General features: G+C 43.7%; 25 protein-coding genes. 8 read left to right on the plus strand and 17 right to left on the minus strand.

All coding sequences use genetic code 11. The features are described from left to right. Window positions 1-52 precede the first annotated feature (52 nt). Together VQ048_RS07200 and VQ048_RS07205 are read left to right on the plus strand one after the other, a co-directional pair. Window positions 53-796: a DUF3575 domain-containing protein gene (locus VQ048_RS07200; RefSeq protein ID WP_327611018.1), complete on the plus strand. Its 744-nt coding sequence runs from the start codon at window positions 53-55 to the stop codon at window positions 794-796. A gap of 92 nt (window positions 797-888) precedes the next feature. Next, on the plus strand, window positions 889-1,746 hold the full coding sequence (locus VQ048_RS07205; protein ID WP_327611019.1) for a glycoside hydrolase family 25 protein: 858 nt from the start codon (window positions 889-891) through the stop codon (window positions 1,744-1,746). A 103-nt stretch (window positions 1,747-1,849) separates the two neighbouring features. On the opposite strand, the gene VQ048_RS07210 is transcribed toward VQ048_RS07205, so the two are convergent. The 3 genes from VQ048_RS07210 to VQ048_RS07220 form a co-directional block, all read right to left on the minus strand. Further along, on the minus strand, window positions 1,850-2,230 hold the full coding sequence (locus VQ048_RS07210; RefSeq protein WP_327611021.1) for a hypothetical protein: 381 nt from the start codon (window positions 2,228-2,230) through the stop codon (window positions 1,850-1,852). 291 nt (window positions 2,231-2,521) lie between these two features. Further along, a complete protein-coding gene (locus VQ048_RS07215; protein WP_327611022.1) occupies window positions 2,522-3,037 on the minus strand; it encodes a hypothetical protein in 516 nt (171 codons plus the stop codon). Between the two features lie 153 nt (window positions 3,038-3,190). After that, window positions 3,191-4,465 carry a TIGR00341 family protein gene (locus VQ048_RS07220; RefSeq protein WP_327611023.1) on the minus strand — a complete coding sequence of 425 codons (1,275 nt, stop codon included), beginning with the start codon at window positions 4,463-4,465 and terminating at the stop codon, window positions 3,191-3,193. Window positions 4,466-4,707: 242 nt separating this feature from the next. On the opposite strand from VQ048_RS07220, the gene VQ048_RS07225 reads away from it, so the two are divergent. After that, complete coding sequence (locus tag VQ048_RS07225) at window positions 4,708-5,175, plus strand: RNA polymerase sigma factor (RefSeq protein ID WP_442872814.1); 468 nt, start codon at window positions 4,708-4,710, stop codon at window positions 5,173-5,175. Then, window positions 5,168-5,839, plus strand: coding sequence for a DUF8845 family protein (locus VQ048_RS07230; RefSeq protein WP_327611025.1), 672 nt, complete (start codon window positions 5,168-5,170; stop codon window positions 5,837-5,839). The genes VQ048_RS07225 and VQ048_RS07230 overlap by 8 nt, the downstream gene beginning before the upstream one ends. A 55-nt stretch (window positions 5,840-5,894) precedes the next feature. On the opposite strand, the gene VQ048_RS07235 is transcribed toward VQ048_RS07230, so the two are convergent. The 3 genes from VQ048_RS07235 to uvrA form a co-directional block, all read right to left on the minus strand. After that, window positions 5,895-6,578 carry a metal-dependent hydrolase gene (locus VQ048_RS07235; RefSeq protein WP_327611026.1) on the minus strand — a complete coding sequence of 228 codons (684 nt, stop codon included), beginning with the start codon at window positions 6,576-6,578 and terminating at the stop codon, window positions 5,895-5,897. A 33-nt stretch (window positions 6,579-6,611) separates the two neighbouring features. Further along, complete coding sequence (gene menA, locus VQ048_RS07240; protein WP_327611027.1) at window positions 6,612-7,547, minus strand: 1,4-dihydroxy-2-naphthoate octaprenyltransferase; 936 nt, start codon at window positions 7,545-7,547, stop codon at window positions 6,612-6,614. Between the two features lie 113 nt (window positions 7,548-7,660). Further along, on the minus strand, window positions 7,661-10,522 hold the full coding sequence (gene uvrA / locus VQ048_RS07245; RefSeq protein WP_327611029.1) for an excinuclease ABC subunit UvrA: 2,862 nt from the start codon (window positions 10,520-10,522) through the stop codon (window positions 7,661-7,663). 218 nt (window positions 10,523-10,740) lie between these two features. Here uvrA and VQ048_RS07250 point away from each other — a divergent pair, with 218 nt between their 5' ends. Continuing rightward, on the plus strand, window positions 10,741-11,607 hold the full coding sequence (locus VQ048_RS07250; RefSeq protein WP_327611030.1) for a sigma-70 family RNA polymerase sigma factor: 867 nt from the start codon (window positions 10,741-10,743) through the stop codon (window positions 11,605-11,607). A 154-nt stretch (window positions 11,608-11,761) separates the two neighbouring features. Here VQ048_RS07250 and VQ048_RS07255 read toward each other — a convergent pair whose 3' ends face one another. Continuing rightward, a complete protein-coding gene (locus VQ048_RS07255; protein WP_327611031.1) occupies window positions 11,762-12,160 on the minus strand; it encodes a lipocalin family protein in 399 nt (132 codons plus the stop codon). Between the two features lie 491 nt (window positions 12,161-12,651). Here VQ048_RS07255 and VQ048_RS07260 point away from each other — a divergent pair, with 491 nt between their 5' ends. Beyond that, window positions 12,652-13,347, plus strand: a complete 696-nt coding sequence (locus VQ048_RS07260) for a PQLLE family protein (protein ID WP_327611033.1) — start codon at window positions 12,652-12,654, stop codon at window positions 13,345-13,347. A gap of 73 nt (window positions 13,348-13,420) precedes the next feature. Here the strand turns inward: VQ048_RS07260 and VQ048_RS07265 are convergent, their stop codons facing one another. From VQ048_RS07265 to purM, 8 genes are all read right to left on the minus strand, one after another. Beyond that, window positions 13,421-14,230: a helix-turn-helix domain-containing protein gene (locus VQ048_RS07265; protein ID WP_327611034.1), complete on the minus strand. Its 810-nt coding sequence runs from the start codon at window positions 14,228-14,230 to the stop codon at window positions 13,421-13,423. Next, entirely contained in the window at window positions 14,223-14,729 is a 507-nt protein-coding gene (locus VQ048_RS07270; RefSeq protein WP_327611035.1) for a manganese efflux pump, read from the minus strand. The genes VQ048_RS07265 and VQ048_RS07270 overlap by 8 nt, the downstream gene beginning before the upstream one ends. A gap of 59 nt (window positions 14,730-14,788) precedes the next feature. Then, window positions 14,789-15,535, minus strand: coding sequence for an SDR family NAD(P)-dependent oxidoreductase (locus VQ048_RS07275; protein WP_153935242.1), 747 nt, complete (start codon window positions 15,533-15,535; stop codon window positions 14,789-14,791). A gap of 317 nt (window positions 15,536-15,852) precedes the next feature. Continuing rightward, entirely contained in the window at window positions 15,853-17,382 is a 1,530-nt protein-coding gene (guaA, locus tag VQ048_RS07280) for a glutamine-hydrolyzing GMP synthase (protein ID WP_327611036.1), read from the minus strand. 141 nt (window positions 17,383-17,523) lie between these two features. Then, window positions 17,524-18,762 carry a phosphoribosylamine--glycine ligase gene (gene purD, locus VQ048_RS07285; protein ID WP_327611037.1) on the minus strand — a complete coding sequence of 413 codons (1,239 nt, stop codon included), beginning with the start codon at window positions 18,760-18,762 and terminating at the stop codon, window positions 17,524-17,526. A gap of 87 nt (window positions 18,763-18,849) precedes the next feature. Continuing rightward, on the minus strand, window positions 18,850-20,367 hold the full coding sequence (purH, locus tag VQ048_RS07290) for a bifunctional phosphoribosylaminoimidazolecarboxamide formyltransferase/IMP cyclohydrolase (RefSeq protein ID WP_327611038.1): 1,518 nt from the start codon (window positions 20,365-20,367) through the stop codon (window positions 18,850-18,852). A gap of 71 nt (window positions 20,368-20,438) precedes the next feature. Further along, window positions 20,439-21,023 (minus strand): phosphoribosylglycinamide formyltransferase, encoded by a 585-nt coding sequence (purN, locus tag VQ048_RS07295; RefSeq protein WP_327611039.1) that lies wholly within the window; start codon window positions 21,021-21,023, stop codon window positions 20,439-20,441. Between the two features lie 20 nt (window positions 21,024-21,043). Then, window positions 21,044-22,039 (minus strand): phosphoribosylformylglycinamidine cyclo-ligase, encoded by a 996-nt coding sequence (purM, locus tag VQ048_RS07300; RefSeq protein ID WP_327611040.1) that lies wholly within the window; start codon window positions 22,037-22,039, stop codon window positions 21,044-21,046. A gap of 331 nt (window positions 22,040-22,370) precedes the next feature. On the opposite strand from purM, the gene VQ048_RS07305 reads away from it, so the two are divergent. Further along, window positions 22,371-23,246 (plus strand): DUF808 domain-containing protein, encoded by an 876-nt coding sequence (locus VQ048_RS07305; protein ID WP_327611041.1) that lies wholly within the window; start codon window positions 22,371-22,373, stop codon window positions 23,244-23,246. Window positions 23,247-23,287: 41 nt separating this feature from the next. Here the strand turns inward: VQ048_RS07305 and VQ048_RS07310 are convergent, their stop codons facing one another. Both VQ048_RS07310 and VQ048_RS07315 read right to left on the minus strand, forming a co-directional pair. After that, window positions 23,288-23,830, minus strand: a complete 543-nt coding sequence (locus VQ048_RS07310) for an NADPH-dependent FMN reductase (RefSeq protein WP_327611042.1) — start codon at window positions 23,828-23,830, stop codon at window positions 23,288-23,290. Between the two features lie 35 nt (window positions 23,831-23,865). Continuing rightward, on the minus strand, window positions 23,866-24,588 hold the full coding sequence (locus VQ048_RS07315; protein ID WP_327611043.1) for a pirin family protein: 723 nt from the start codon (window positions 24,586-24,588) through the stop codon (window positions 23,866-23,868). A gap of 162 nt (window positions 24,589-24,750) precedes the next feature. Between VQ048_RS07315 and VQ048_RS07320 the strand changes: the two genes are divergently transcribed. Next, the gene (locus VQ048_RS07320) at window positions 24,751-25,593 is read left to right on the plus strand and encodes a mechanosensitive ion channel family protein (RefSeq protein WP_327611044.1); all 843 of its coding nucleotides are present in this window, start codon (window positions 24,751-24,753) and stop codon (window positions 25,591-25,593) included. Window positions 25,594-25,603: the final 10 nt, after the last annotated feature.

Below are 25,603 nucleotides of genomic sequence, written 5' to 3' on the forward strand. Positions count from 1 at the left end.
GTTCAAGAATTCATTATCTTTGCCGCACTCTAAACACAACACTGACGACGCCATGAAAAAAACCATTTTCGTCCTCTCGGTTTTAGGCTTGTATTCCAATTTGCACAGCCAGCAGACCGAGCCCATCGAAAAAAAAAACGAAAAACTAAACATCCTAAAATCTAACGTAACCGGGTTATTGGCCTACCGAAATCTGAACGTCACCTACGAACGAGCCCTCAAATCTTGGTTCTCGGTTACCGGAGGGGTCAACTTCATTCCAAAAGGTAGCACCCCCCAAGCCAGACATCTCAAAGATTTGGAATTCGATTACAATCAAGTTAAACTAAGTGGATTTGCCTTCACTTTAGAGAGTCGTTTTTATTTGGGTAAAGGCTACGGCAAAGGCTTTTATCTTGCACCTTATTACCGTTACAGCAACTTCAACCTAAGCGAAATCACCCTGGATATTGAAGAAAACAACGAGTCCTTTCCCGTTAACATTCACGGAAGCACCAATGCCAATTCCGTGGGATTGATGATCGGAAGCCAATGGTTTCTCGGGGCAAATAAAAACTGGGTATTGGACTGGTGGATTCTCGGAGCCCATTACGGTTCCGCCAAAGGAAACATGACCGCAAAAACCACTAACCGAACCCTAACCGAGGAAGAACAAGCCCAGCTGAAAAACGAAATCCAATCCAAAGACCTCCCTTTAGAATACACTATTACAACCAATCCTAATGGAGCCGTTTTTAGCCTGTATGGGCCGTGGCTCGGTATCCGAGGAGGACTTTCCGTAGGGTATCGTTTCTAAAAAACACCTTTTCGGCAGTTACAATTCTAAGGGAAGAGGTTTCGGCGGACGAAACTTCCTCCCTTTTTAAAGAAAAAACCACAACTACAAACATGCCTCAAAAAAAGAAAAAACGTCGCAAAAGCCCAAACCGAAAATCCAAAAAGAAAACCTCGTGGGGGAAATACTTCCTCGTCGGATTTATCGCCATCACTCTATTGGCGACAGGATTCTATCTGAAAGAGAAAATCGCTTTTTATTACGCGTCGTATTTTCAGCGGTTTGAACATAAAAAGCTAAAAAACACCGCCTCCGAAACCGAAAGAATCGACCGCATCGTAGGCGAATACGCGGACAAAACCTTCGGCCTCGACATCTCCCATTACCAAAACCCGAACGACATCCAATGGGATTCGCTCTCCATCGGCCACCGAAGCATTCCCCTAAAATTCATCATTTTGCGGGCCACCATGGGGCAGCAAAGCCAAGACCGGCATTTCGACCGTTATTGGAAAAAGGCCAAAGCGCATGGGCTGATCCGAGGAGCTTACCACTTCTACCGTCCCGACGAAGATCCCGTGAAGCAAGCCACCAATTTCTTGGAAAACGTAAAACTGGAGCAAGGCGATCTCGTTCCGGTTTTAGACATCGAAAAAACACCCAAAAAATACACCAAAGCCCAACTGAAAGAAAACTTAAAAATATGGCTGAAAATAGTGGAAGAAAAATACGGTAAAAAACCCATTCTCTACACCTATTACCACTATTATCAGGACAACCTCCGCGGAGAATTCGACCAATACCCTCTTTGGTTAGCCAACTACAACAACGTCCTGACGCCCTCGCCACAAGACCCGTGGTTGTTGTGGCAGTTTACGGAAAACGGCATTGTCTACGGCATCAATACCAAAGTGGATCTCAATGTGTTTAACGGCAGCTTAGGCGCTCTGAAACAACTTACCGTGGAATAAGCCCCCAATCCCCCAAAAGCAGAAAAGTACGTTGAGAATTCTTTACGGAACTTCCCCAAAACTCTTATCGCCCCAGCGAATCCCATGAACAGAAAAACTCATTTTAGTTATTCATAAATTCCAAATCCAAATAAATCTCTCCCGTTTCAGGATTTAAATACAAATGGGTTTCTTCATGAAAAACAATCCATGTTCTTAACTTTTCTTTTTCCATATCCAACAACGTCGTATAAAAATACTTTTTTCCGTCGTAAGTGAATTTATACGTAATTCTATTCATGTTAACGTTCACATAGTCAACATTTTTATGGTCATTATTTGTAAGCTTATTGTAGAGTACTATTCCCGCTTGATTCCTGTCAGTATATTTTTCACGTTCTTCAGTCCAAGAATTAGAAACTATTTTTAAATCTTTCAATTTAACCGGCAGTTTAACCGCACTATCTTTAAATCTCCGTAAGTCCATTTGATCTTTTCTGTTCATGAAGTATAAATTTATTTTTGACAGAATTGATAACAAAAAAAAGACACCTAAAATGGTCAGTACAATAAGTTCCATGGCATTACAGTTTGTTTAGTTTAGTCCTAGCCCACGCAAAAAAAACACCTTTTCGTCCATTGACTCCTCAGCAAAAAATCGGAAAGCATTTTGCGATTAAATAGTACAAAACCTCCGATTATTTCCCAAACTCCATCTTTCCAATTTACTTTAAATGCAAATAGTTTCGCCCATATCTGGCCTATTTTCTCACTGCCTGCATACGACGAAAAAATATCACTTTATTGTTGATTTCAGTAATACTTTATCTTTTAGACACCACAATTTCCCATTATTGGTTCCAAACAAAAAATCAGGGTGTGCTCCTTCTCCGGAATGTTCCAACTCCTTCAATGTTAATTTGTCCAACCAATCAAACTTAAATTCTTTTTTTTCAAAATTTTGCTCGGTAAAACTGTCCATCAAATCAATTGCCCTTATCTTCTCCATAGTTGCATTATCAAAATAGAAAACCGCTTCCAAATACACGTCGGAGGGGCCTGCTATTCTCCCTTTTGAATTATCAATAAAAACATATTTATATTTTACATTTGAAGGCGGAAATTTAGTGAGGTCAATTATTTTTCCAAGTCGGTTCCGGTCGGTCGAAATTACCGCTGTTAGGTTACCATTTTTTTGAACTACTTCCACATTATTTTTTTTAGGAGCGACACCATTCCCTTTTTCTCCCTTTCCACAAGAAAAAAGAAAAAGGACAAGCAATAACCAACTTCCTGTTAAACGCTTTTTCAACAACATGGCAAATTGGGATTCAATCCCCTAATTTAAACAAATCCGTAGAAGTAAAAACCCTTGCACGATGAAACAACACCAAATCCTATAAACTTCCTTAGCCAATACAAACGAGAGATTCATAACCAAAGAAAAAACTCAATAAAAAACGATTTATAACCGACGATACACTTCGAGCGTATCAATTTTCAGACGAGCCTTGAGCCATTGCCTGAAAGTCTTTTTTTGAGCTTCCGACAATTCGTTTTCGCTTCCGTAAACCACAACCGGCATCACGACCGTTTCAGCGTTCCCGGAAAGAATTTCCTGCTTTGCCACCGAAAGCGAACTCAGCCCCGGAACAATGGCCTTGGCTTCCGGATAAAGGTTTTCGGTTTTGAAGGTATAGCGTTCAATCAGCGCATTGAGCTCTGCCATTCGGGACGCCTCCCCCGCAGCTTCGTTGTTTTCAATCCGGGTTGCTTTGGCCAAAAAGGCACTGTCCTGCCGAATGACAATCCGCGTATTTTCAATCCCAAAATCTTCCAGCTTCTTCTGCTCCGCCCTAATCTGCTCTGCCGTAAACCTACGGGTAAGAAAAGCCAACTCTATGCGGCGGGGATTGGAAGAATAATAAGTTTTACGGTAAATAATGGTATTGCCCTTATGTTCGTATTCCTGCTGAATATAACGGGAAACTTTTTCGTAAAACCGCTGCTGCTGCACAAAACGGTAAGCAAAGTAAACACTGGGAACAATCATGAGCAACGTGATGAACGTAATCCAATTGCGTACGGAAGAAGCCTTCTTGTTATCCACAAGCCCCACCGCCGGATACCGAAGGTACTTCACCATGACAAACGTCGCAATACAAATAAAAACACAATTAATAGCATAAAGAAACAATGCCCCGGCAAAATAACCAAACTCCCCGATTGCCAATCCGTAACCGGCCGTACAAAGCGGAGGCATCAAAGCGGTAGCAATAGCCACTCCCGCCACGGGATTGCCTTTTTCCACCCTGGTAACCGCTATAACTCCGACCAACCCTCCAAAGAAAGCAATCAAAACATCGTAAATATTGGGCGTGGTACGGGCAAGAATCTCGGATTGAGCCTCTTTGAAAGGCGTCAGCAGAAAATATATAAAAGAAACCACCAATCCCACCATGGTGGAAACAAAAAGGTTTTTAAGCGATTTTCGGAGTAAATTAAAATCGTACATTCCCAAAGCAAATCCGGCCCCCACGATAGGCCCCATGAGAGGGGAAATCAGCATCGCTCCGATAACCACAGCCGTGGAGTTCACGTTAAGACCGATAGAAGCCACCATAATCGCACAGGCCAAAATCCAAACGTTAGCCCCCGAAAACGAAATTCCCTGGCGGACATTCTCCAATACTTTTTCTTTATCTTGCTCCCCGTAATGGAGGTTAAAAAGTCGATTCATAGCTTTCTTTGATAATTAAACGGACGAAATTAAACTTTTTTATCCAATTGAAACCAAACAAAACAAACGCCTTTCTCAAAACCCCAAAAATTTCATTAAAAACAAGAGTTACCTTTAAAAAAAGGCCATTTTTGTTTCTTTCTGATCTTCCCGACATTCAGTTCCGACAAATTATTGGTATATTCGCTACGTAATTTTGAAAAACGTTGAACGAAAAAGAAAAGGAACAAGCCTTCGCCAAAATGGTAAAAGATAATCAAGGACTGATTATCAAGGTTTCCCGTCTGTACACGAATTCGCTCGAAGACGAAGAAGATCTTTTTCAGGAAATCGTCCTTCAATTATGGCGGAGCTACGACACCTTTAAAGGCGAAAGTAAACGTTCCACCTGGATGTACCGCGTGGCACTAAATACCGCCATCACGCTGTTCCGAAAGAAAAACCGCACCCTGAAAACCGACGAACTGCAAGACTACCATCACAATCACAAAAACGACGAGGATGCCGATGAAAAACAACAAAAAATCAATCTCCTCTACAACGCGATTAAAATGCTCCCCAAAGTCGAACGCGCCATCGTAATGATGTACCTGGACGACTTGCCTTATAAGGAAATCGCCGAAACACTCGGAATCTCCGAGGTGAATGCCCGCGTAAAAATGAACCGTCTGAAAAAGACCCTAAAACAATTAATGGAACAACATGCCTGAGTTTGATATCGATAGCCTTAAAAAAGATTGGCAGGAACAAAACACTCCGCAAAAATACGAAAGCAGCGAAATCCAAAATATGCTGAACCGCAAATCTCGGAATTACGTAAAATACATTCTGTGGATTAGCCTCATCGAGTTCGTTTTGGTTCTCTCCATGAGCCTGTGGAACCTAATCTGGCCGGTGAAAGACCACAGCTTTCTCCATCTCTTGGAGCGCTTGGGCGTGAACAATACCGAAGTCCTAAAAACCAATTACACCCGAATTTATTTCACCCTAAATACCATCAGTCTCCTGATTACTGCCGGGTTTGTGATTTGTTTTTATATAAATTATACCAAAATAAAAGTCGAGGAAAACTTTAAGGCATTCAATCTGAAAATCATACACTTCCGAAAAAGCGTCAACCTTTTCATTCTGTTGAACATCGCTCTTTTGGTCGTTTTTATAGCGGTATTAACCACTTTTATCTTCCTTGCCTTGCAAAGCCAAGACATCCGGCTCGGTCCGTCAGAACACTGGGTTCTGCTCTTCGGAATACTTATTGCCTCTTTGGGCTGCCTCTTCCTGGTATGGCTATATTACCGCACCGTTTACGGCCTATTGATGAAACGATTGAAAAAAAACCTAAAACAACTCTCCGAAATCGAAAAAAACACCTAAAAAAAAGAGCTTCTCAAAATAGAGAAGCTCTTTTTTCAATCCTTTAAAAGTAAAATTACAACACCATAACCTGACCCAATTCAGGCAAAATGAAATCAATCCCTCTTTCCTCAAAAGCCAATTGAGCCTTTTCGTGATCAATGGCAATCGGCGGAAACGTATCGAAATGACAACCGATGACCCTCGACGTCTTCAATAGTTCCGATGCTGCAAAACTGGCTCGTCTGGCGCACATCGTATAATGCCCTCCCACCGGAAGAACCGCCGCCGAAATCTCACCGTACAGCTCCGGAAACAAAGCCATATCCGACATAACCCCCGTATCACCTGCAAAATAGATATTCTTATCCTCAAAGCGAAGCATATACCCCGCCGCTTCCCCGCCATACGTCCCGTCAGGAAAAGAGCTGGTATGAGAGGCCGGAAGCATGGTGATTTTCAAATCTTCCACCACCTTGGCCGTCCCCCCGAAATTAAGATCAATGGCATTGGGATGCTCAAAATAACCGCAAATCTCCGGCTGCGCAATAATTTTAACCTCAGGATGATGCACCAAAACTTCCCGAACATCCGCCGTATGATCCCCATGGGCATGCGTAATCAATAAATAATCAATTTTCTGAGCCTCGATATCGAACCCTGTCTTTTCTTTTTGAAAATTATAAAACGGATCCGTCAAAATCCGAACTCCTCGGTAAGTGAACAAAAAACAATTCTGCCCCAAATACTGTACGTTCATTCTTCTATCTTTTAATAAATTATATTTCCCTTTTTACCCCTTGAAAAAATTGAGACCGGCAGCCAAAAGCAACGCCGTAGACAAAGTGATAACGCCCACTTGCTTCAAAAACGGATCCAAAGCCTTCGGCTCTTTGGTCTGCAAAATCCTGCGCCGCAATGCCGCCGTAGGAAAAAGCATCACCATCACGATAAAAGCATAATAATTACCCGAAGTATAAACCTCGTTGATAAACAAAAAAATCAATATTAAAATATGAGGCAACTGCAGCAAAATCATTTGGTAAACCATCGCCTTGCCATAGCCCAAACGCAATGCCAAAGTTTTCTTTCCACTTTCGGCATCACTCCGAATGTCCCTCATGTTATTAAGGTTAAGCACCGCCGTACTGAGAAGACCAATGGCCGCCGAAGGAAGCAAAAGATCCCAATCCAATGTTTTTGTAAACAAAAAATAGCTTCCGCCAACCGATACCAAACCAAAGAACAAAAAGACCATCAAATCGCCCAAGCCTAAATAACCGTAAGGCTTTTTGCCCACCGTATAGCCGATGGCCGCCAAAATGCAAGCCGCCCCCAAACCTAAGAAAACATAAAACTCCCTAAAAAAACCCGCTTGAAAAAAAGCCATGTAAAGCAGGGCTATCGTAGACAGCGCCGAAAGCAAAGCAAACAGAATCACCGCTTTTTTCATCTGCCGAGCCGAAATTCTCCCCGAAGCCACAGCCCTAGTCTCTGCTTCAGCAGATCGTTTGGCATCCGTCCCTTTCACACCGTCCCCATAGTCGTTAGCAAAATTGGAAAGCACCTGATAAAATAAAGTAACCAAAAGCGCCCCAACCAATAAACGCCAGTCCCAAAAGCCCCCCTCGGAAAGCAAACGCCAACGGGCTATAAATGCACCAACAATAATTCCGCTAACCGACAGCGGCAGCGTGCGTAATCTCGCCGCTTGTATCCAATCTTTCATTAACTCAATATTGTACTCAAAAATAAACAAATAATATGATCTCTACCAACCCCAAAGCCCTCTCTTCTGCTCAAAACGAAAAGACTAAGCTATGGCTTTTTCCTTTCATCCGCCTACAATCCCATTTCTTTCTTAAGGAATTTACCCGTAACCGAACGCGGATTTTCCACAATGGCCTCAGGGGTTCCCTGCGCTACAATTTCCCCACCAAGACGACCGCCCTCCGGCCCCACGTCCACCACATAATCCGCCAATTTTATCACATCCAGGTTATGCTCAATCACCACAAACGAATTCCCCATATCCACCAATCGATGAATGGCTTCCATCAAAATTTTAACATCCTCAAAATGAAGCCCCGTGGTAGGTTCGTCCAAAATATAGAGCGTATTGCCGGTCTGTTTCTTAGAGAGCTCCGCCGCCAACTTAATCCGCTGGGCTTCTCCCCCGCTGAGCGTGGTAGACTGCTGCCCCAAAGTGATGTACCCCAGCCCAATCTCCTGCAAAGTTTTCACCTTGTTGTAAATTTTGGGAATCGGTTGGAAAAAAGCCACCGCTTCGTCAATCGTCATCTCCAACACGTCCGAAATGGATTTTCCCTTGTAGCGGACCTCCAGCGTCTCCCTATTGAAACGCTTGCCATTGCACGTCTCGCAATGCACATAAACATCCGGCAAAAAATTCATCTCAATGACTTTCAGTCCGCCCCCTTGACACGTTTCGCAACGCCCGCCCTTGACGTTAAACGAAAAACGCCCCGGCTTATATCCCCGAATTTTAGATTCGGGAAGTTCCGCAAAAAGCGTCCGAATGTCGGTAAACATTCCCGTATAAGTCGCCGGATTAGAACGCGGCGTCCGCCCAATCGGAGTCTGATCCACATCCACAATCTTGTCGATATGCTCCAGCCCTTCAATACTATCGTAAGGCAGCGGCTCCTGAACCGCCCGGTAAAAATGACGGTTGAGAATCGGATAAAGCGTCCCGTTTATCAACGAAGATTTTCCACTCCCCGAAATACCACTCACCACCACCAACTGCCCTAAAGGAATCTCCAAATCGACGTTCTTAAGATTATGCCCCCGAGCACCCTTCAAAACAATAGATTTGCCGTTACCCTTCCGACGCGCTTTCGGCACCTCAATCGCCCGTTTACCCGAAATATAATCGGCCGTAATCGTATCCGCCCCAAGCAGCTCGGAAGGCTTGCCCTGCCAAAGCACTTCACCGCCAAATTTTCCCGCCTTAGGACCAATATCCAAAATTTCATCCGCCTCCATAATCATATCCTTATCATGCTCCACCACCAAGACGGAATTGCCCAGATCCCGAAGATTCTTAAGCGAATTAATAAGCCTTTCGTTATCCCTTTGATGCAAGCCGATGGAAGGCTCATCCAAAATATAAAGCACATTCACCAACTGAGAGCCTATCTGCGTCGCCAAACGAATCCGCTGGGATTCGCCCCCCGAAAGCGTCCTCGAACTCCGGTTCAAACTCAGATAATCCAAACCGACATCCAAAAGAAACTGTAAACGGGTCTCTATCTCCTTAAGAATTTCATGCGCAATCACCTTCTTTTTCTCCGAAAAAGTCGTCTTAATCTCCGCCAACCAGTCCTTAAGCTCCGAAAGACTCATCGCATTAACCTGCGCAATAGTTTTACCTTCGATTTTAAAGCTAAGACTCGACGGTTGCAAACGAGCCCCCTCGCAAGCCGGGCAAACCTCCTCCATCGTAAAATGACGCTCCAAAATCACCGACTCGTAAGAATCTTTATCCTCAATCCTTTCCTCGATAACGGAAACCAGCCCCTCAAAATCCACCTTGATTTTTTTCGTGATGCCAGCATGCTTCAACTCCTTTTTCACCTCCTGGTTCGCCCCGAAATAAATCATTTCCAAAGCCGCCTTATCCACCGACCTCAACGGCGTGGACAAATCCTGACCGTAAATCTCCAAAATCGATCTGATCTGAGCCAAAAGCCATTTGTTGGATTTAAAATCTTCCAACGGACGAAGACCGCCTTGGTTAATCGATAATTTATCGTTTTCGATGAAATAATCCGTATTCACCCGCTTCACCGTCCCCAAACCTTTGCAATGCGGACAACTGCCCTTAGGCGAGTTGAAAGAAAACGTATTGGGCTCCGGCAAAGCCACCGACTGCCCCGTATCCATATCCATTAAGTTTTTGGAATAGTAATCCACCGTATCACTACCCAAAACCTGAATCCCAATCAGCCCATCCCCCATCGACAAAGCCGTTTTCAGCGATTTTTCCATGCGGCTTTCCGTCGCTCCTTCCCCGATAATCCATCGGTCGATCACAATGTCGATGTCATGGGTTTTGTACCGATCCAGTTTCAAATCGTACTCGATGTCCTGAAGTACACCGTCGATCCGAGCCTGAGCATACCCCTTCCTCGCCATTTGGACAAACAAATCGTGATAATGCCCCTTTCTGGAACGAACCACAGGAGCCAAAAGCATAATCTTCTGCCCGCGGTAATTCGACCGGATGGTCTCCAAAATCTGTTCCTCTGTATAACTAACCAGCTTCTTCCCCGACGACTGAGAGTAAGCCTCCGACACCCGAGCAAAAAGCAAGCGCAAAAAATCATACAATTCCGTTACCGTCCCCACCGTGGAACGCGGGTTCTTATTGGTCGTCTTCTGCTCGATTGCAATCACCGGCGAAAGCCCCTCTATCTTGTCCACATCCGGGCGCTCCAAACTGCCTAAAAATTGACGCGCATACGCCGAAAACGTCTCGATATAACGCCGTTGGCCTTCCGCAAAAAGCGTATCGAAAGCCAACGACGATTTGCCCGATCCCGACAGCCCCGTAATTACCACCAATCGGTTGCGGGGAATCCTAACGTCGATATTCTTCAAATTATGTTCCCGGGCTCCATAAACTTCAATGTACGCTTCCTCTTCGGCCTCCTCCACAAAATGTTTTTTATCCTGCATGCTGTTTCTCATTAAAACCACCGAAACAAAAAGGTTTTGCTCCCCTTTCGGCAGTCCACAAAAGTACGTATTTTTTTTGCCATTCCAAGCCGCCCAAAAGCTGAAACCGTTTCCTAAAAAAGCTTTTCGTCCAAAAAAAACACTCTCCAATGTAACCTTCCCCGCTTTCCATTCGTATAATAAAATGCAGCCCCTAAAATTCGGGCTGATTGGGTTACATGAGACAACTAAAAATCACAAAGCAGGTTACCAACAGGGAAACCGCATCATTAGACAAGTATCTGCAGGAAATCGGTAAAGTCGATCTGATTACCGCCGATGAAGAAGTGGAACTCGCCCAACGAATCCGCGCCGGCGACCGCGCCGCCTTGGAAAAATTAATCAAAGCCAATCTGCGTTTCGTGGTTTCGGTATCCAAACAGTATCAAAATCAAGGGTTGTCCCTTCCCGACCTCATCAACGAAGGAAACCTGGGACTAATGAAAGCCGCCAAAAGGTACGACGAAACCAGAGGTTTCAAATTCATCTCCTACGCCGTATGGTGGATTCGTCAATCCATCCTTCAGGCCTTGGCAGAACAATCCCGGATTGTAAGGCTGCCCCTGAACAAAATCGGCTCTATCAACAAAATCAATAAAGCCTACGCCCATCTGGAACAAGAAAACGAACGCCCACCTTCTCCCGAAGAACTGGCCGAAGTTTTGGACATGAGCGAAGAGGACATTAAAGAATCCATGAAAAACAGCGGAAGACACCTCTCCATGGATGCCCCGCTGGTGGAAGGCGAAGACAGCAATCTTTACGACGTATTACGCTCCGGCGAATCGCCAAGCCCCGATAAAGACCTCATGCTGGAATCCCTGCAAATCGAAATCGAAAGGGCCCTGCAAACCCTAACCACCAGAGAAGCCGATTTGGTTCGTCTCTATTTCGGACTCAACGGCAAGCATCCCATGACTTTGGAAGAAATCGGAGAAACCTTCGACCTTACCCGCGAAAGAGTGCGACAAATTAAAGAAAAGGCCATCAAACGCCTAAAACACAACACCCGAAGTAAAATCCTAAAATCATACCTCGGGAAATAACACCAAAACAAAGAACCGGTCTTAAGACCGGTTCTTTTTGGTTTAGAAAGAAACCTTACCATTTCTTGTATCGCGACAGATTAAAAGTCCAATGGAACCGTAACTTTCCAATAAACACTTCGCCTTTGTAAAACCAATATTGTAGACCGTTTTTTTAATTCGCTATTTTTTGAAACTTCTCATTACAATCCTCTGTACAAAACGTTCCGTTTAAAATTAAAGTCCTATTTTCAATACTGACAATTTTGTACGAACTTGGAATAGTGGTATTACCACAAGAATTGACAAATTTAATCACATTATTATTGTCAATGCTATAGGTTCCGGTATTACAATCAGGAATCTGAGTGGTTTCGTAAGTATTATCACTTTTTATTTTAATTGTATAACCATTGCTTATCGTCGTCCATGTTGACGAACCTCCATTACTGATTTTTGCTTCAGTCAGTTTCCAAGTTCCAACCAGCTTGTTCGCGGTTGATTCTTCGTTATCTCTACATCCTAAAAGAGATAGGGTAGATAAAACCAGTGTGTAAATTAATGACTTTTTCATAACAATTATTTAATGATTACTTGATGAGTTTCTACTTTATTACTGTACATCTGATGTCGGACCTATCAGGACACGCCCAAAGAACAAAACAAACAGGAATTAATAACAATAACTTTCTCATACTTATTAACAATGCAAACCTATCAAAAACAACGCTTATTTCTTTTTAAATAATTAATAAATACTTCGATTTTGTAAAGATATACTATTTTTCATTAAAGCAAAATTTTTTCAACTTTTTTTCGGATAGAGAATACCCCCCAAAAACAGGCTCAAATGAGGCCACTGAAAAACAGATGATGACCATTGAAAAATTAATCTTTAGCACTGAAAAATCAATAATGATAAGCATTTTATTATTTTTCAGTGGAAGGACAGAAAAAACGAGTGAAAATAATTAAAAATTAAGTTATGATGTTTTATTTTTCAGAAAGGTTTAATTAAATTTGAAAGGAAATCACGAATCACAAATCATTTAAAATCATTGTCTTATGGAAGAAAATTTAAACCCAGCAGAAAACGCCCCAAGAGGGAAACAAAAAAATTATCACCTCACGCTCGAAGAGGCAATCAGCCGTATGAAACTCGCTTTTTCAAACGCTAAATTGCCTGAAATCAATCCGCAGCTGTCGGTTTTGGGCTATACGGAAACCAAGTTGGACGAGCTTTTGAGCCAAGTCTCCGCCTTGGAAGCCCTGCATCAAAAACAAAAAAAGGAATACGCCGAGCAGCACGAAGAAACCCGTAAATTGGAAGAAAAACGCAAAGAAATTGACGACAAATACAAAACGCATTTGGCACTATGTCGCGTGCTATTCAAAAAAGAGGTGAAAGCCACCGCCGCATTGGAGCTTAGCGGCACACGCAAAACGGCGTACAGTGCGTGGTATCAGCAGGTATCCAATTTTTACGCCCAACTATTGCAAACGCCCGAGTTCTTGGCAAAGGTAAAGACCATCAACCTCAAGGAAGCGGATTTGGAGGCGGTAAAAACATTATTGGCAGAGGTTTCGAGCCTAAAAGAAAGTCAGAAAAAAGAAACCGCCGAAGCCCAAAAAGCCACCGAAACCCGCGACCAAGCCTTTGACGAGCTCTACCCTCACTACGCCGACCTCATCGCCTATGCTAAAGCTATCCTTAGCAACGAGCAACATCTGGAAGCTATGGGGATTGTGGTGAAACGCTAATTTCTTTACCCATGTAATTTTTAAATAATTCCCCTATAAAAAAGGGTGGTCTTATTTTCAAGACCACCCTTTTTTAGCTGTGTTTTTTTTCTATTTCCGAAGGATTTACCCCAAATTCTGCTTTGAAACTTCTTGAAAAATGAGAGAAATTTATAAAACCTACATCGTCATAAATTTCATTAGGCTTTTTGCCTTGTTTTGATATTAAAAAATAGGCTAAATCTAATCGCTTTTTGATAAGCCATTTGTTAGGGGTTTGGTTGAAAATTTTCTGAAAATCTCTTTTAAATGTTGAAATACTCCTACCCGTAAGTCTTGCAAATTGCGCCAACGGAATATTGTGCATATAATTTTTGTTCATATACGCTTCCAAGTCAATTTTAAAATCTTCTTCAAAATTGAAAAGTAAATTTTGAATTGTGGTATACCGAAGTAAAAGCTCAATAATCTCAAAAGTTTTAATAGTCGCTAAATTATCGGTAAGTGCCTCTTGACATTCAAAATAGGGAAGCATAGAATCGAAAAAACCTTTTAAAAATGGGTCGGGTTGAAATATAAAATTAGGTTTTCCTAAATACTTTCCTTTGGGTAAAATATGATATTCTTTTGAATAATTATACAACATTTCTTTGGATAAAAAAATACTGATACTCATAAAGGGTTTATTATCTTGAGGTATTTTTTGAGTTTTTACTAATTGATTTTTTGACACAAAACCAATATCACCTTTGTTATACTGAATGGTTTCTACGCCATCGTTAATGAGCATTGTTCCATTTAAAACACAGACCAAAGCGTGGTCTTGAACAAAAGGTTCAAAGTTTTTTTTCTCTTGTGATATACAAGAAAACATAATATTAACTCGGGTTCTATCTTCAATCATTATTTTGGAATGATGATTTTAATTGTTCGTAATAAATTGTTGCTCTTTCTTTTGAAAAGTAATCTATTACCGCAAAAGCCATTCCGAATAATATTAAAGAAATAGCAATAGCTTTTAAATATATATTTTGTGTAAAATAAAGCAAGGCAACGGCTATAAGAAAACAAGCTAAACTAATAGCGATAGACATTGGGTATAAATATTGAAAATCATTTACACGTTTAATTTCGGTATTTATAAACTCTTTCGGATTTTGTTCATATCTTTTTACAATTTCTTGTTTTTGTTTTCCGTTGGAATATATCATGTTTACACCTGTTATAGAAAAAAATAGACCTATAATCAACATCGGAATTAGCAATGCTTTTGCGGCTGGCGTATTCCCTAAAAAGTAAAATAGTAAAGCCGTTAAGATTAAGAAAAAACCAAATCCAAGTATAAATTTCCCCTCAAATATTTCTCCGTTATACCAATTGATGGTGTTTTGTATCATATCCATTTTTATTTTTTTAATAGAAAGGCTGTCTAAAAGACAGCCAATTTAGGGATTTATTTTGATTATTTTGCATTATAACCACCATCAATACTCAATACAGTTCCTGTCATAAAAGGATTCTCATCTGATGCCAAAAAGAAAATTCCTTTTGCAATATCTTCAACTTCCCCTAAGCGTTTCATTGGGTGCAATGCTTCAATTCCCGAAATATCATAAGTTCCCGAAGCAATTGCATTTTTCAAAATATCGGTTTTAATTGCTCCTGGTGCAACTGCATTTATACGAATATTTTGGGTAGCGTAATCCAATGCACCTCCTTTGGTTAAACCAACAACAGCGTGTTTAGAAGCGTTATATTGAGCGGTGCTTACTAACCCATTCAAACCAGCTATGGAAGCAAGGTTTACAATAGTTCCTCCACCTGTTTTCAGCATTGCTCTAATGGCGTGCTTCATCCCATAATAAACACCCATTACATTAGTTTCCAACATTTGCTTCAACTCATCCGATTCTGTATCAGCCAACAAAGCATTTCCTAAAGAAACGCCCGAATTATTCACCATAGAATCTAATTTTCCAAATTTTTCTACCGTTTTGTCAATTACGTTTTTAACCTGTTCTTCTTGTGTTACGTCTAAAGGAAAGAAAGTTACCTCTGCACCTTCTTTTTTAAATGCTTCTAAAACCTCCGTTTCTTTGTTTGCATTTCTACTTGTAATAACAACATTGTATCCATTTTTTGCAAAATGTAAAGCCGTTGCTTTACCAATACCTGTTGTTCCTCCTGTAATAATTACTGTCTTTGTCATTTTTTTATATTTTAAAATTGTTTGACAAAATTAAAACAGCTTTAATGACATTGTTTTTCCGTAAAGTTCAAATTGTTTTTCTGTGAGGTTTACCACTTAGGAATGAATAAGAGAGTAATGGTGAAACGCTAATCTCTCTTATAATTTTCAAAATTTTAAATAATTCCCCTATAAAAAAAGGTTTAAACCCTTAGCCAGGGTTTTAACTTTTTTTACGGTCCGAAAAGCCATGCCTCCCGTCCTCACGGCAAAAAGCAAAAAACAAAAAGCCGGCTGAAAAACCGGCTTCGTATTTATCCCTCATCCTCCAAAGGCAACTACTCCCATTCGATAGTAGCCGGCGGTTTGCTGGAAATGTCGTAAGCCACACGGTTAATGCCCCTAACTTCATTAATGATTCGGTTGGACACCAGCTCCAAAAAGTCCCAAGGCAGTTTGCTGAACGTCGCCGTCATAAAGTCGATGGTATTGGCCGAACGAACCACCGCCGTGTATTCGTAGGTTCTTTCGTCGCCCATCACCCCGACCGATTTCACCGGAAGCAAAACCACAAACGCCTGGGAAACCCTTTCGTAAAGGTCGTGACGGTAAAGCTCTTCGATGAAAATCGCATCGGCCTCCTGGAGAATCCGAACCTTCTCCGCATCCACTTCGCCCAAGATACGGATGCCCAACCCCGGCCCCGGAAAAGGATGGCGGTACACCAAATCATGCGGAATTCCCAAAGCCTCCCCCACGCGTCGGACTTCATCCTTAAACAGTTCGCGAAGCGGCTCCAAAAGCTCCAAATGCATCTCCTCGGGCAAGCCGCCCACGTTATGATGGGATTTAATCACCGCCGAAGGCCCCTTTACCGATTGGGATTCGATAACGTCGGGATAAATGGTCCCCTGAGCCAAAAATTTCGCCCCCTCGAACCGATGCGCCTGCTCGTCAAACACCGCCACGAATTCCCTGCCGATGATTTTTCGCTTTTCCTCCGGATCGCATACCCCCGAGAGTTTTTCCATAAAACGTGCCCGGGCGTCCACCATATGGATTTTCATATTGAAATGCGCCCCGTAGTTCTCCATCACTTTCTGCCCTTCGTCCTTACGTAAAAGCCCCGTATCCACAAAAATACAGGTCAGCTGGTCGCCGATGGCCTTGTGAATCAACACCGCCGCCACCGAAGAGTCCACCCCTCCGGAAAGCCCCAATATCACTTTTTCACCGCCTACTTTTTCTTTGATCTCGGCCACCGTCCGCTCAATATACCCCGTAAGTTTCCAGTTCTTTTCAGCCTTACAGATAGTAAAAACAAAATTTTCCAGCATACGGTTCCCCTCTTCGGTATGCGTTACCTCCGGATGAAACTGCAAAGCGTACAACTTTTTGGCCTCATTCGCCATGGCAGCAATCACACCGCTGCGCGCCGAAATTTCAAAACCTTCAGGCACCCGCTCCACTTCGTCAAAATGACTCATCCAAACCGTCGAAGTCCGGGAAACCCCCGAAAACAAAGCGTTACTCTTCAAAATCTCCAACTCCGATTTGCCGTACTCGCCTTTTACCCCTTTGGCCACTTTACCTCCGAGCAAATGAGCCGTAAGCTGCATCCCATAGCAAATCCCCAAAACCGGAACCCCGGCTTCAAACAAAGCCTTATCCACCAAATGAGCCTCCTCGGCGTTCACCGAACTGGGCCCGCCCGAAAGAATGATTCCCGCAGGCTTTTTATCCAAAATCTCCTCTAAAGGCGTATTGTAAGGCACAATCTCCGAATACACCTCCATTTCGCGAATTCTGCGTCCAATCAGTTGGTTGTACTGCGAACCAAAATCCAATATGATAATTCCGTTTTGCATATTTTTTTTAATAAAAATCGTTAGTTTATTTTTTACGTTTCTCTCAAAGCCGCACAAAAAGCGCAGAAAGCAGAAAGAAACACCCCACAAAATCCAAGACAGAAAAAGACGTGATTTCTCACGTCTTATCGTCTTCTTTTTTTAGAATTTTGCTATATCTTCCCTATAAAACGCATAATCGAAGTTTACCGGCAAAGCATCCTCGTAAACCTTACGGCGGGCTTCCTCGTAAGTCTCTCCCGTCGCCACCAAGTTAAGCACCCTCCCTCCGGTGGTTACGATACGAGGCCCTTGGAAATTGGCTCCGGCAAAAAGCACCTGGCTGTGTTTTACTTTATCCGTTCCCGTCACCTCAAAACCGGTTTCGATGGTTTGAGGATAACCGCCCGAACACATCACCAAGCAAACCGCCTTCTTATCGGAAAATTTAAGCTCCAAAGACCGCCCTTCCAAACAAGCCAAAATGACGTCCAAAAGATTATTCTCCAACAAAGGCATAATCACCTGCGTCTCCGGATCCCCCATACGCATATTGTACTCCAACAAGTAGCAGCCCTTCGCCGTAACCATCAAACCAAAAAAGATAAACCCTTTAAATTTAAGGTCTTCCGCCTTCAATCCCTTGAGGGTAGGCTCCAAAATATTTTGACGGAAATCCGCCATATGTTCAGCCGTAAACTGGGGATTGGGCGCCACGCTGCCCATACCGCCCGTATTAGGCCCTTTGTCTCCGTCTCCTACTTTCTTGTAATCCTTTACCGGAATGCACGGATAAAGCTCTTCTCCATTGGAAAAAGCAATAATCGAAGCCTCAAACCCCTGCAGATACTCTTCCACAATCACCCGAATCCCCGCATCGCCAAACACCCTACGAATCATAAAATCGTGAAGCGTGGCCTCCGCCTGATTCAAATTATCGCAAATCACCACGCCTTTGCCCCCGGCCAATCCGCTGGCCTTAATCACCAAAGGAAACGCTTGCCCACGAACGTAGTCCAATGCCTCCTGATAAGCATCGAAAATCTCCGCCGAAGCCGTCTTTATCCCATACTGCTGCATGAATTTTTTGGAAAAAGCCTTACTGCCCTCCAATTTTGCAGCCTTTTGTTTCGGCCCGAAAATCTTAAGCCCTTTGGCTTTAAATTCGTCCACAATTCCGTCCACCAGCGTCGCCTCCGGCCCCACAATCGTAAGATCGATTTTCTCGTTCTGGGCAAAACGGCAAAGCCCTTCCACATTCCCTTCGTAAACATTCTTCCCCAAAACTTCCGTCGTGGCGTTCCCTTTGGCAAAATACATCGCCGTGATTCTAGAATCGTCTTTCAATTTCATCGCCAACGCCGACTCCCGGCCGCCGTCACCAATTAACAATATTCTCATAATTTCTTTTTTCGTTTGTTACAATAGACAAATTTAACGTAATAATGCCTCACCGCAAAACCCCTCTGAGTCTTTTATCTCTTTTCGTTAATGAAGAAAATGCCTCATCCCCGTAAAAATCATCGCTATGCCGTGCTCGTCAGCCGCCTGAACCGACTCCTCGTCCCGCACGCTGCCTCCGGGCTGGATAATCGCCCGAATCCCCTGATCCGCGCAAAAATCCACCACGTCGCGGAACGGAAAAAACGCATCGGAAGCCAAAACCAAGTCCCCTGAAAATTTCGCTTTCGCCCGTTCAACCGCCTGCTGCGTCGCCCAAATCCGATTAACTTGACCCCCGCCAATCCCAAGCGCCTGAGCCCCATTGGAAACCACAATCGCATTGGATTTAACGTATTTCACCACCCTTTGGGCAAACACCAAAGCCTTCTTCTGCGCTTCGGTAGGCTCAACCCGAGTAACCGTTTTTAAATCGTCCGAAAACGCAGAATCGTTGGACTGAACCAACATCCCGCCATCAATCTTAACCCAAGTCTGAGCATCGGATACCGGATGGTTAATTTTAATAATTCTCAAATTTTTCTTTTTCCTTAAAATCTCAAGCGCTTCCGCCTCAAAATCAGGCGCCATGACAATCTCCAAAAAAGTTTGGTTAAGCTCCGTGGCCGTCGCTGCATCCACCCTATAGTTCATCGCCACAATCCCCCCGAAAATTGAAACCGGATCGCACTCAAAGGTCTTACGGTACGTTTCCAAAGCCGTCGTACCTACCGCCACACCGCAAGGCGTGGAATGCTTTACCGCACAGCAAGCCATCTCCGCACCGAATTCGGAAACCACTTTCCAACACAAATCCATATCGCGAAGGTTATTGAACGAAAGTTCTTTGCCTCCCAAAATTTCAAAATCCTTCATCGCCCCATTTTGAGCCGTATCCACATAATAAGCCGCACTCTGGTGAGGATTTTCGCCATAACGTAAATCCGAAACTTTACGGTAAGAAGCATTAAGGTAAGGCGGATAATCGTCCTCCAACAGCATCCTCGCTATCGCCGCATCGTAAGCCGATGTAAGGTTAAACACCTTCCCCGCCAGCCTTTTTCTCGTTTCAAAAGCCGTATCCCCCTGAGCCGCAATCTCCGCCTGAACCACCGCATAATCCGAAACCTCCGTAATCACCGTTACCGCATCAAAATTCTTCGCCGCCGAACGAAGCATCGATGGCCCGCCTATGTCGATAAATTCAACCTTCTCCTCCAACGCAATGGATTTATTCACGTTTTCAAAAAACGGGTAAAGGTTCACCACCACCAAATCAATCAGCGCTATCGAATGCGCCTGAACCGTCTTCATATGCTCCTCGTTAGAACGAACCGCCAACAGCCCGCCATGAATCTTGGGATGAAGCGTCTTTACCCGCCCATCCAACATCTCCGGAAAACAAGTTACCTCGTCGATAGGCACAGGCGAAAGCCCTGCTTCTTTTAAATGTTTGAATGTTCCACCCGTAGAAATAAGTTCGTACCCGTTAGACTCTAAAAAACGGGCAAAATCAATAAGCCCGCTCTTGTCGGAAACACTGATTAACGCTCTTCTTTTTTTCATTTTCACTCGATCTATTTGTTTTAATTCCCGCATCATCGTAAAAAATGCAGGGTAATTGTAATTTTATCGTTCTAATTAAACGCTATTGATTGCTCTCCATTCAAAAGTTGTCCTATCGCCTTGGGCAAAATTTCATATTCCACCTGATGAACCTTCTGAGCCAAAGATTCGGGCGTGTCCCCCGCCGTCACCTCAACCGCCCCCTGAAGAATAATTCCGCCTTCATCAATCCCCGAGGTGACATGGTGCACCGTTGCTCCACTTTGGGTTTCACCAGCCGCCAAAACCGCACGATGAACATTCATCCCCCACATCCCACGCCCCCCGTATTTGGGAAGCAAAGACGGATGGATATTGATGATCCTCCCCCGGTACTTCTCGGTAAATTCCGCACTCAAAATGGACAAAAATCCCGCCAGTACAATTAAGTCCGTATCCTTTGGCAAAACCCGTTGCAAAGCCTCCGAAAAAGCCTTCCCCCTAGGAAGTTGCACCCCTTGAATCCCAGCATCGGCCGCACGTTGAAGCCCGTAGCACGCCCGATCGGAAACCACCAAAACCACTTCAACATTCGCCAAACTCCCCGAATCAATGCACTCCAAAATCCGCTGGAGATTCGTTCCCGACCCCGATACCAAAACCACTATTTTTTTCATTTTCCTATCCTCAAAAAAGTCTAAAGCCCTTCCAATACAATTTTTTCTTCACCTTCCGTAACCACTCCAATCTCATAAGCCTCCGGAAGAAGCGCCAAAGCCTTTTCAACCAAAGCCTCGTCCAAAACCACTACCATGCCAACCCCCATATTAAACGTTCCGAACATTTCTTCCCGTTCAATCGCTCCGCGACGCTCCAGCTCCAACATCACACTCGGAATCTTGATTACCGAAGTATCAATCTTCGCCGAAAGCCCCTCCGGAATAATTCTCGGCACATTCTCTATCAATCCGCCCCCCGTAATGTGGGCTATACCACTAAGCGTCATCGCCTGCATCAACTTCTTAATAGACTGATAGTACAACTTGGTCGGTACCAAAAGTGTCTCATAAAGCGGACGCCCCTCAAACAATTCGTCAAATTGAGGAAAAACCTTACGAACCAAAGAAAATCCGTTGCTATGGAATCCCGAACTTGGCAAAGCCAAAAGACGATCACCAGCCTTAATCTTGGAACCGTCGATAATCTGATCTTTCTCTACAATCCCCACACAAAATCCCGCTACATCGTAGTCCCCAACCTGATACATCCCCGGCATCTCCGCCGTCTCACCTCCAATCAAAGCGCATTCGTTATCCTTACAAGCCTCTACCATCCCCATCACAATTTCCGCCGCTACATCAGCATCCAACTTGCCACAAGCCAAATAGTCCAAAAAGAATAACGGTTTCGCCCCATGGCATACAATATCGTTCGCACACATAGCAAAACAATCAATCCCTATCGAATCGTAACGACGTGTATCCAATGCCACCTTCAGCTTCGTCCCAACCCCGTCGGTACCCGAAACCAAAACCGGATTTTTATACCCCGAAAGCTCGTAAAATGCACCAAAACTTCCCAAATTGTTCAACACATTGGCATTGTGCGTCTGCGCAACTGCACCCTTAATCTTATCGACGGTTTTGTACCCCTCCTCTTTATCCACTCCTGCGGATTTGTAAGTATTGCTCATATTCGATTACTAAAGTTTTTTATCTTTTTTACAACCGCAAAGCCCAATAAAAAAGCCGACAATCTTCCAGACGTCGGCTCTTTCTATTTCTCAGGTTTCGTGCAGGCTCCATGTTCCGAAATCAAATCGATACGCTTCGAAAAAGAGATGCACGGCTTTACCACTGTTTACGGTTTAATTTTGTTTTTGCGAAAATAATATTTTTTTGAATTCCCTCAAAACAAATTTGGTTTTGTTTTCCCCAGTTATTGCCACAACAACAAAATAAAAAAACGCCCTACATCAAAATTATAAACAGAAATAGTTACTTTTGCCCCAAAGATTTACACCTATGGCTTCTGGTTTTTTTGCTATCCTAGACGATATTGGCGCCCTAATGGACGACGTGGCATCCGCTTCCAAAATCGCCACGCGGCAAACCGCCGGCATCTTGGGCGACGATTTGGCCGTTAATGCCGAAAAAGCTACCGGTTTTCTCGCCTCAAGAGAAATCCCCGTTCTTATGGCTATCATGAAAGGTTCGTTCCTGAACAAATTAATCATCGTTCCCATCGCCTTCCTCCTCCAAGTTCTTTTTCCGCCTGCCATTAAGGTCATTTTGGTCATCGGTGGGTTATACCTTGCCTTCGAAGGCGTGGAAAAAATCATCGAATTCTTTTTCCACCGCCCCCAAAAAAGCCAGCAAACCCTGCAAGAAAACCAACAAGACCAAAACGAAGACAACGAAAAAGCCAAAATAAAATCCGCCATAACCACGGATTTCATCCTCTCCATAGAAATTGTCATCATCGCTTTGGGAACCGTACTCAACGAACCGCTAATCACCCAAATCCTTGCCGTATCGGTGGTTTCAATTCTTGCCACCGTAGGCGTCTACGGCATCGTCGCCCTCATCGTAAGAATGGACGACGCCGGCTATAGTCTCCTCAAAAAATCCAACCACAAAGGAGCCTTGGCTTCCCTGGGAACTTTCTTAATCAAAGCCTTACCCATCGTCATCAAAGCCTTAGGCGTTATCGGAACCATCGCTCTCATTCTAGTAGCCGGAGGCATCTTCGACCATAACATCGATTTCCTGCACCACCAATTCCCCAAATGGCCCGAAATGCTAAGACAAGCTTTCTACGGCCTAACCGGCGGATTACTCATGGTCCCGGTCTTTCTACTAATAAAAAAAGGACTTTCAGCCTTAAAATCGAAAAAATAACAAAAAACATCCGACAGACTTAAAGTTTGTCGGATGTTTGTTTAAAGCCCTAAAGCCTTTTTCACTTCAGCAATCTTGGCTTCCAACTCCTTCCTTTTAGCTTCGTCCACAACCCCTTCGCCTTCCCTAAAGTTCGCCTGAAACTGAGGCAAAACAAAATTGGCAATCACCTCCCCACCACTGTGAGGCGCACGCTTCATAAAGAGCTCCGAAACATGAAGCCCGCCACCCTGCCCGGGAGCCGTCGAAAGAAGAAAAATAGGTTTCCCGCCAAAATGCGCTCTTCCCGGAACCCTCGATACCCAGTCAAAAACGTTTTTAAACGCCGTAGAGTAAGCCGAATTATGTTCCGCCAAAGCCATAACGATTAAATCGGAGCCGTCTATCTTCCCTGCAAAATCCACCGCCAAAGAATGAACCCCTTCCGTCCTTTCCCGATCCTCACTGTAAATCGGCATCTCGTAGTCGTTAAGATCCAATACTTCCACCTCGTTCCCCGAAGCAAAAGACTCAACCACGTGCGCCAATAATTTTTTATTAATCGATGTCGAAGAAATACTTCCTGCAAATGCTAAAATTTTCATAATAATCTCTTTATTTTATACAAATTAATTTTTCCTTAAATCCGAGGCAACTGCATGGGAACCTCAATCAAAAGCACCTCCGAAGCCTCTAAAGCCTCCACCCGAAAGCCCGACGTTTCGTAAATCCCAAGGCCATCCCTAGCCGAAAGCACCTCATCCGACACCCGAACTTCCCCCGAAATCACAAATACATAAACCCCGTTCCCTTCCTTCTTCAAGGAGTACTCTCTTGCCACCCCTTGATCGAATTCCGCCAAATGAAGCCAGGCCTCCTGATGGATCCAAGCCCCTTCATCCTCCGGAAAAGGAGATACAATCTGACGAAACTCGTTCGGTTGCCCCACTTCCGAAACACGAATTTGCTGGTACCGAGGTTCCACATTCTGACGGTTGGGAAAAACCCAAATCTGCAATAACGTTACCGCTTGATCCTTCAATCCGTTAAATTCACTATGCTGAACGCCCGTCCCTGCGCTCATGACTTGGATTTCACCTTTCTGAATCGCACCAAAGTTCCCCATCGAATCCCGATGATGAAGCTCGCCACTAAGAGGAATCGTCACAATTTCCATATTCGCATGCGGATGCATTCCAAAACCCTGACCTACAGCCACATAATCATCATTCAACACCCGAAGATTACCAAAATGCATTCGGGAAGAATCATAATAGTTGGCAAAACTAAACGTATGATTCGCTACCAACCAGCCGTGATTCTGAAACCCCCGACTCTCTGCTTTATGCAATACTTTTTTCATTTTCTCACTTTTTAAAGTTATATTTTCAGTGATTTTTCACAGGACAAAAGTAAAGAACAAAGCCCTCCCCACTCTTGATGTAGGATAAGAAATACTCTGGAGAACAACATACCAAAAATATTCAAAAATATTCCTTTACTTTGGGGGTTAAAACCCACAAATATGAACCCTCAACATTCCGACAACTATATCGAACTGGTAGCAAACGTCCTTAAAAATTGGTGGATTAAATTCGCCGAATTCACCCCTAACCTCATCGTCGGGTTGGGTATTTTTCTTTTTGTCCTCTATACCAGCCGTTCCCTCAGCCGACTCACTTTATCGGTTTTTCAAAAACTGTTTCCCAAAAGCCGGAATAAAAATACGGTTGCCGCTCTCATTCGGGTTTTCCGATTTCTCATCATCCTGGCGGGCACATTCATCGCTTTGGAAATTATGGGACTAAACGGTTTTTTCTTGAAATTCATCGGAAGCCTCGGCGTGGCCGGAATCATCGCCGGCGTGGCGCTGAAAGACATTGTATCCAGTATGTTTTCCGGAATGCTCGTCAGCGTAGACAACGCCTTTAAGGTAGGCGACTACGTTACCATCAGCGGAATATCGGGCACCGTGGAAGACATCGGTTTTTTGACCACCAAAGTCATCAACGACGAAGGCAAAAAAGTCTACATCCCCAACCAACTCATCTTCAATGCTCCGTTCATCAACGTTACAGCTTCCCAGCACCGAAGAATCATCATTGACCTCGAAATCCCCAATACCGAAAACTTAGACAGCGCTAAAGAAATTATCTTGGACGAAGTGCTTAAAAACGATTTCATCGAACGCCCCGAAACCACCGAAGTCATTTTCGTGGACCAAAAATTGGGACTTTATAACCTTCAAGTGAAATTCTGGGTAAAATCAGGTCAAAACCTATCCCTCGTCCGAAGCCAAACCATCATCAGGCTCAAACAAAGAATGGATCAGGAAGGCGTAAAAACCGCCACAGTCACCCCAAACTAACCCTCAGGAA

Source organism: Bergeyella anatis, from assembly GCF_036016955.1.
Taxonomy (GTDB): Bacteria; Bacteroidota; Bacteroidia; order Flavobacteriales; family Weeksellaceae; genus JAYWXI01.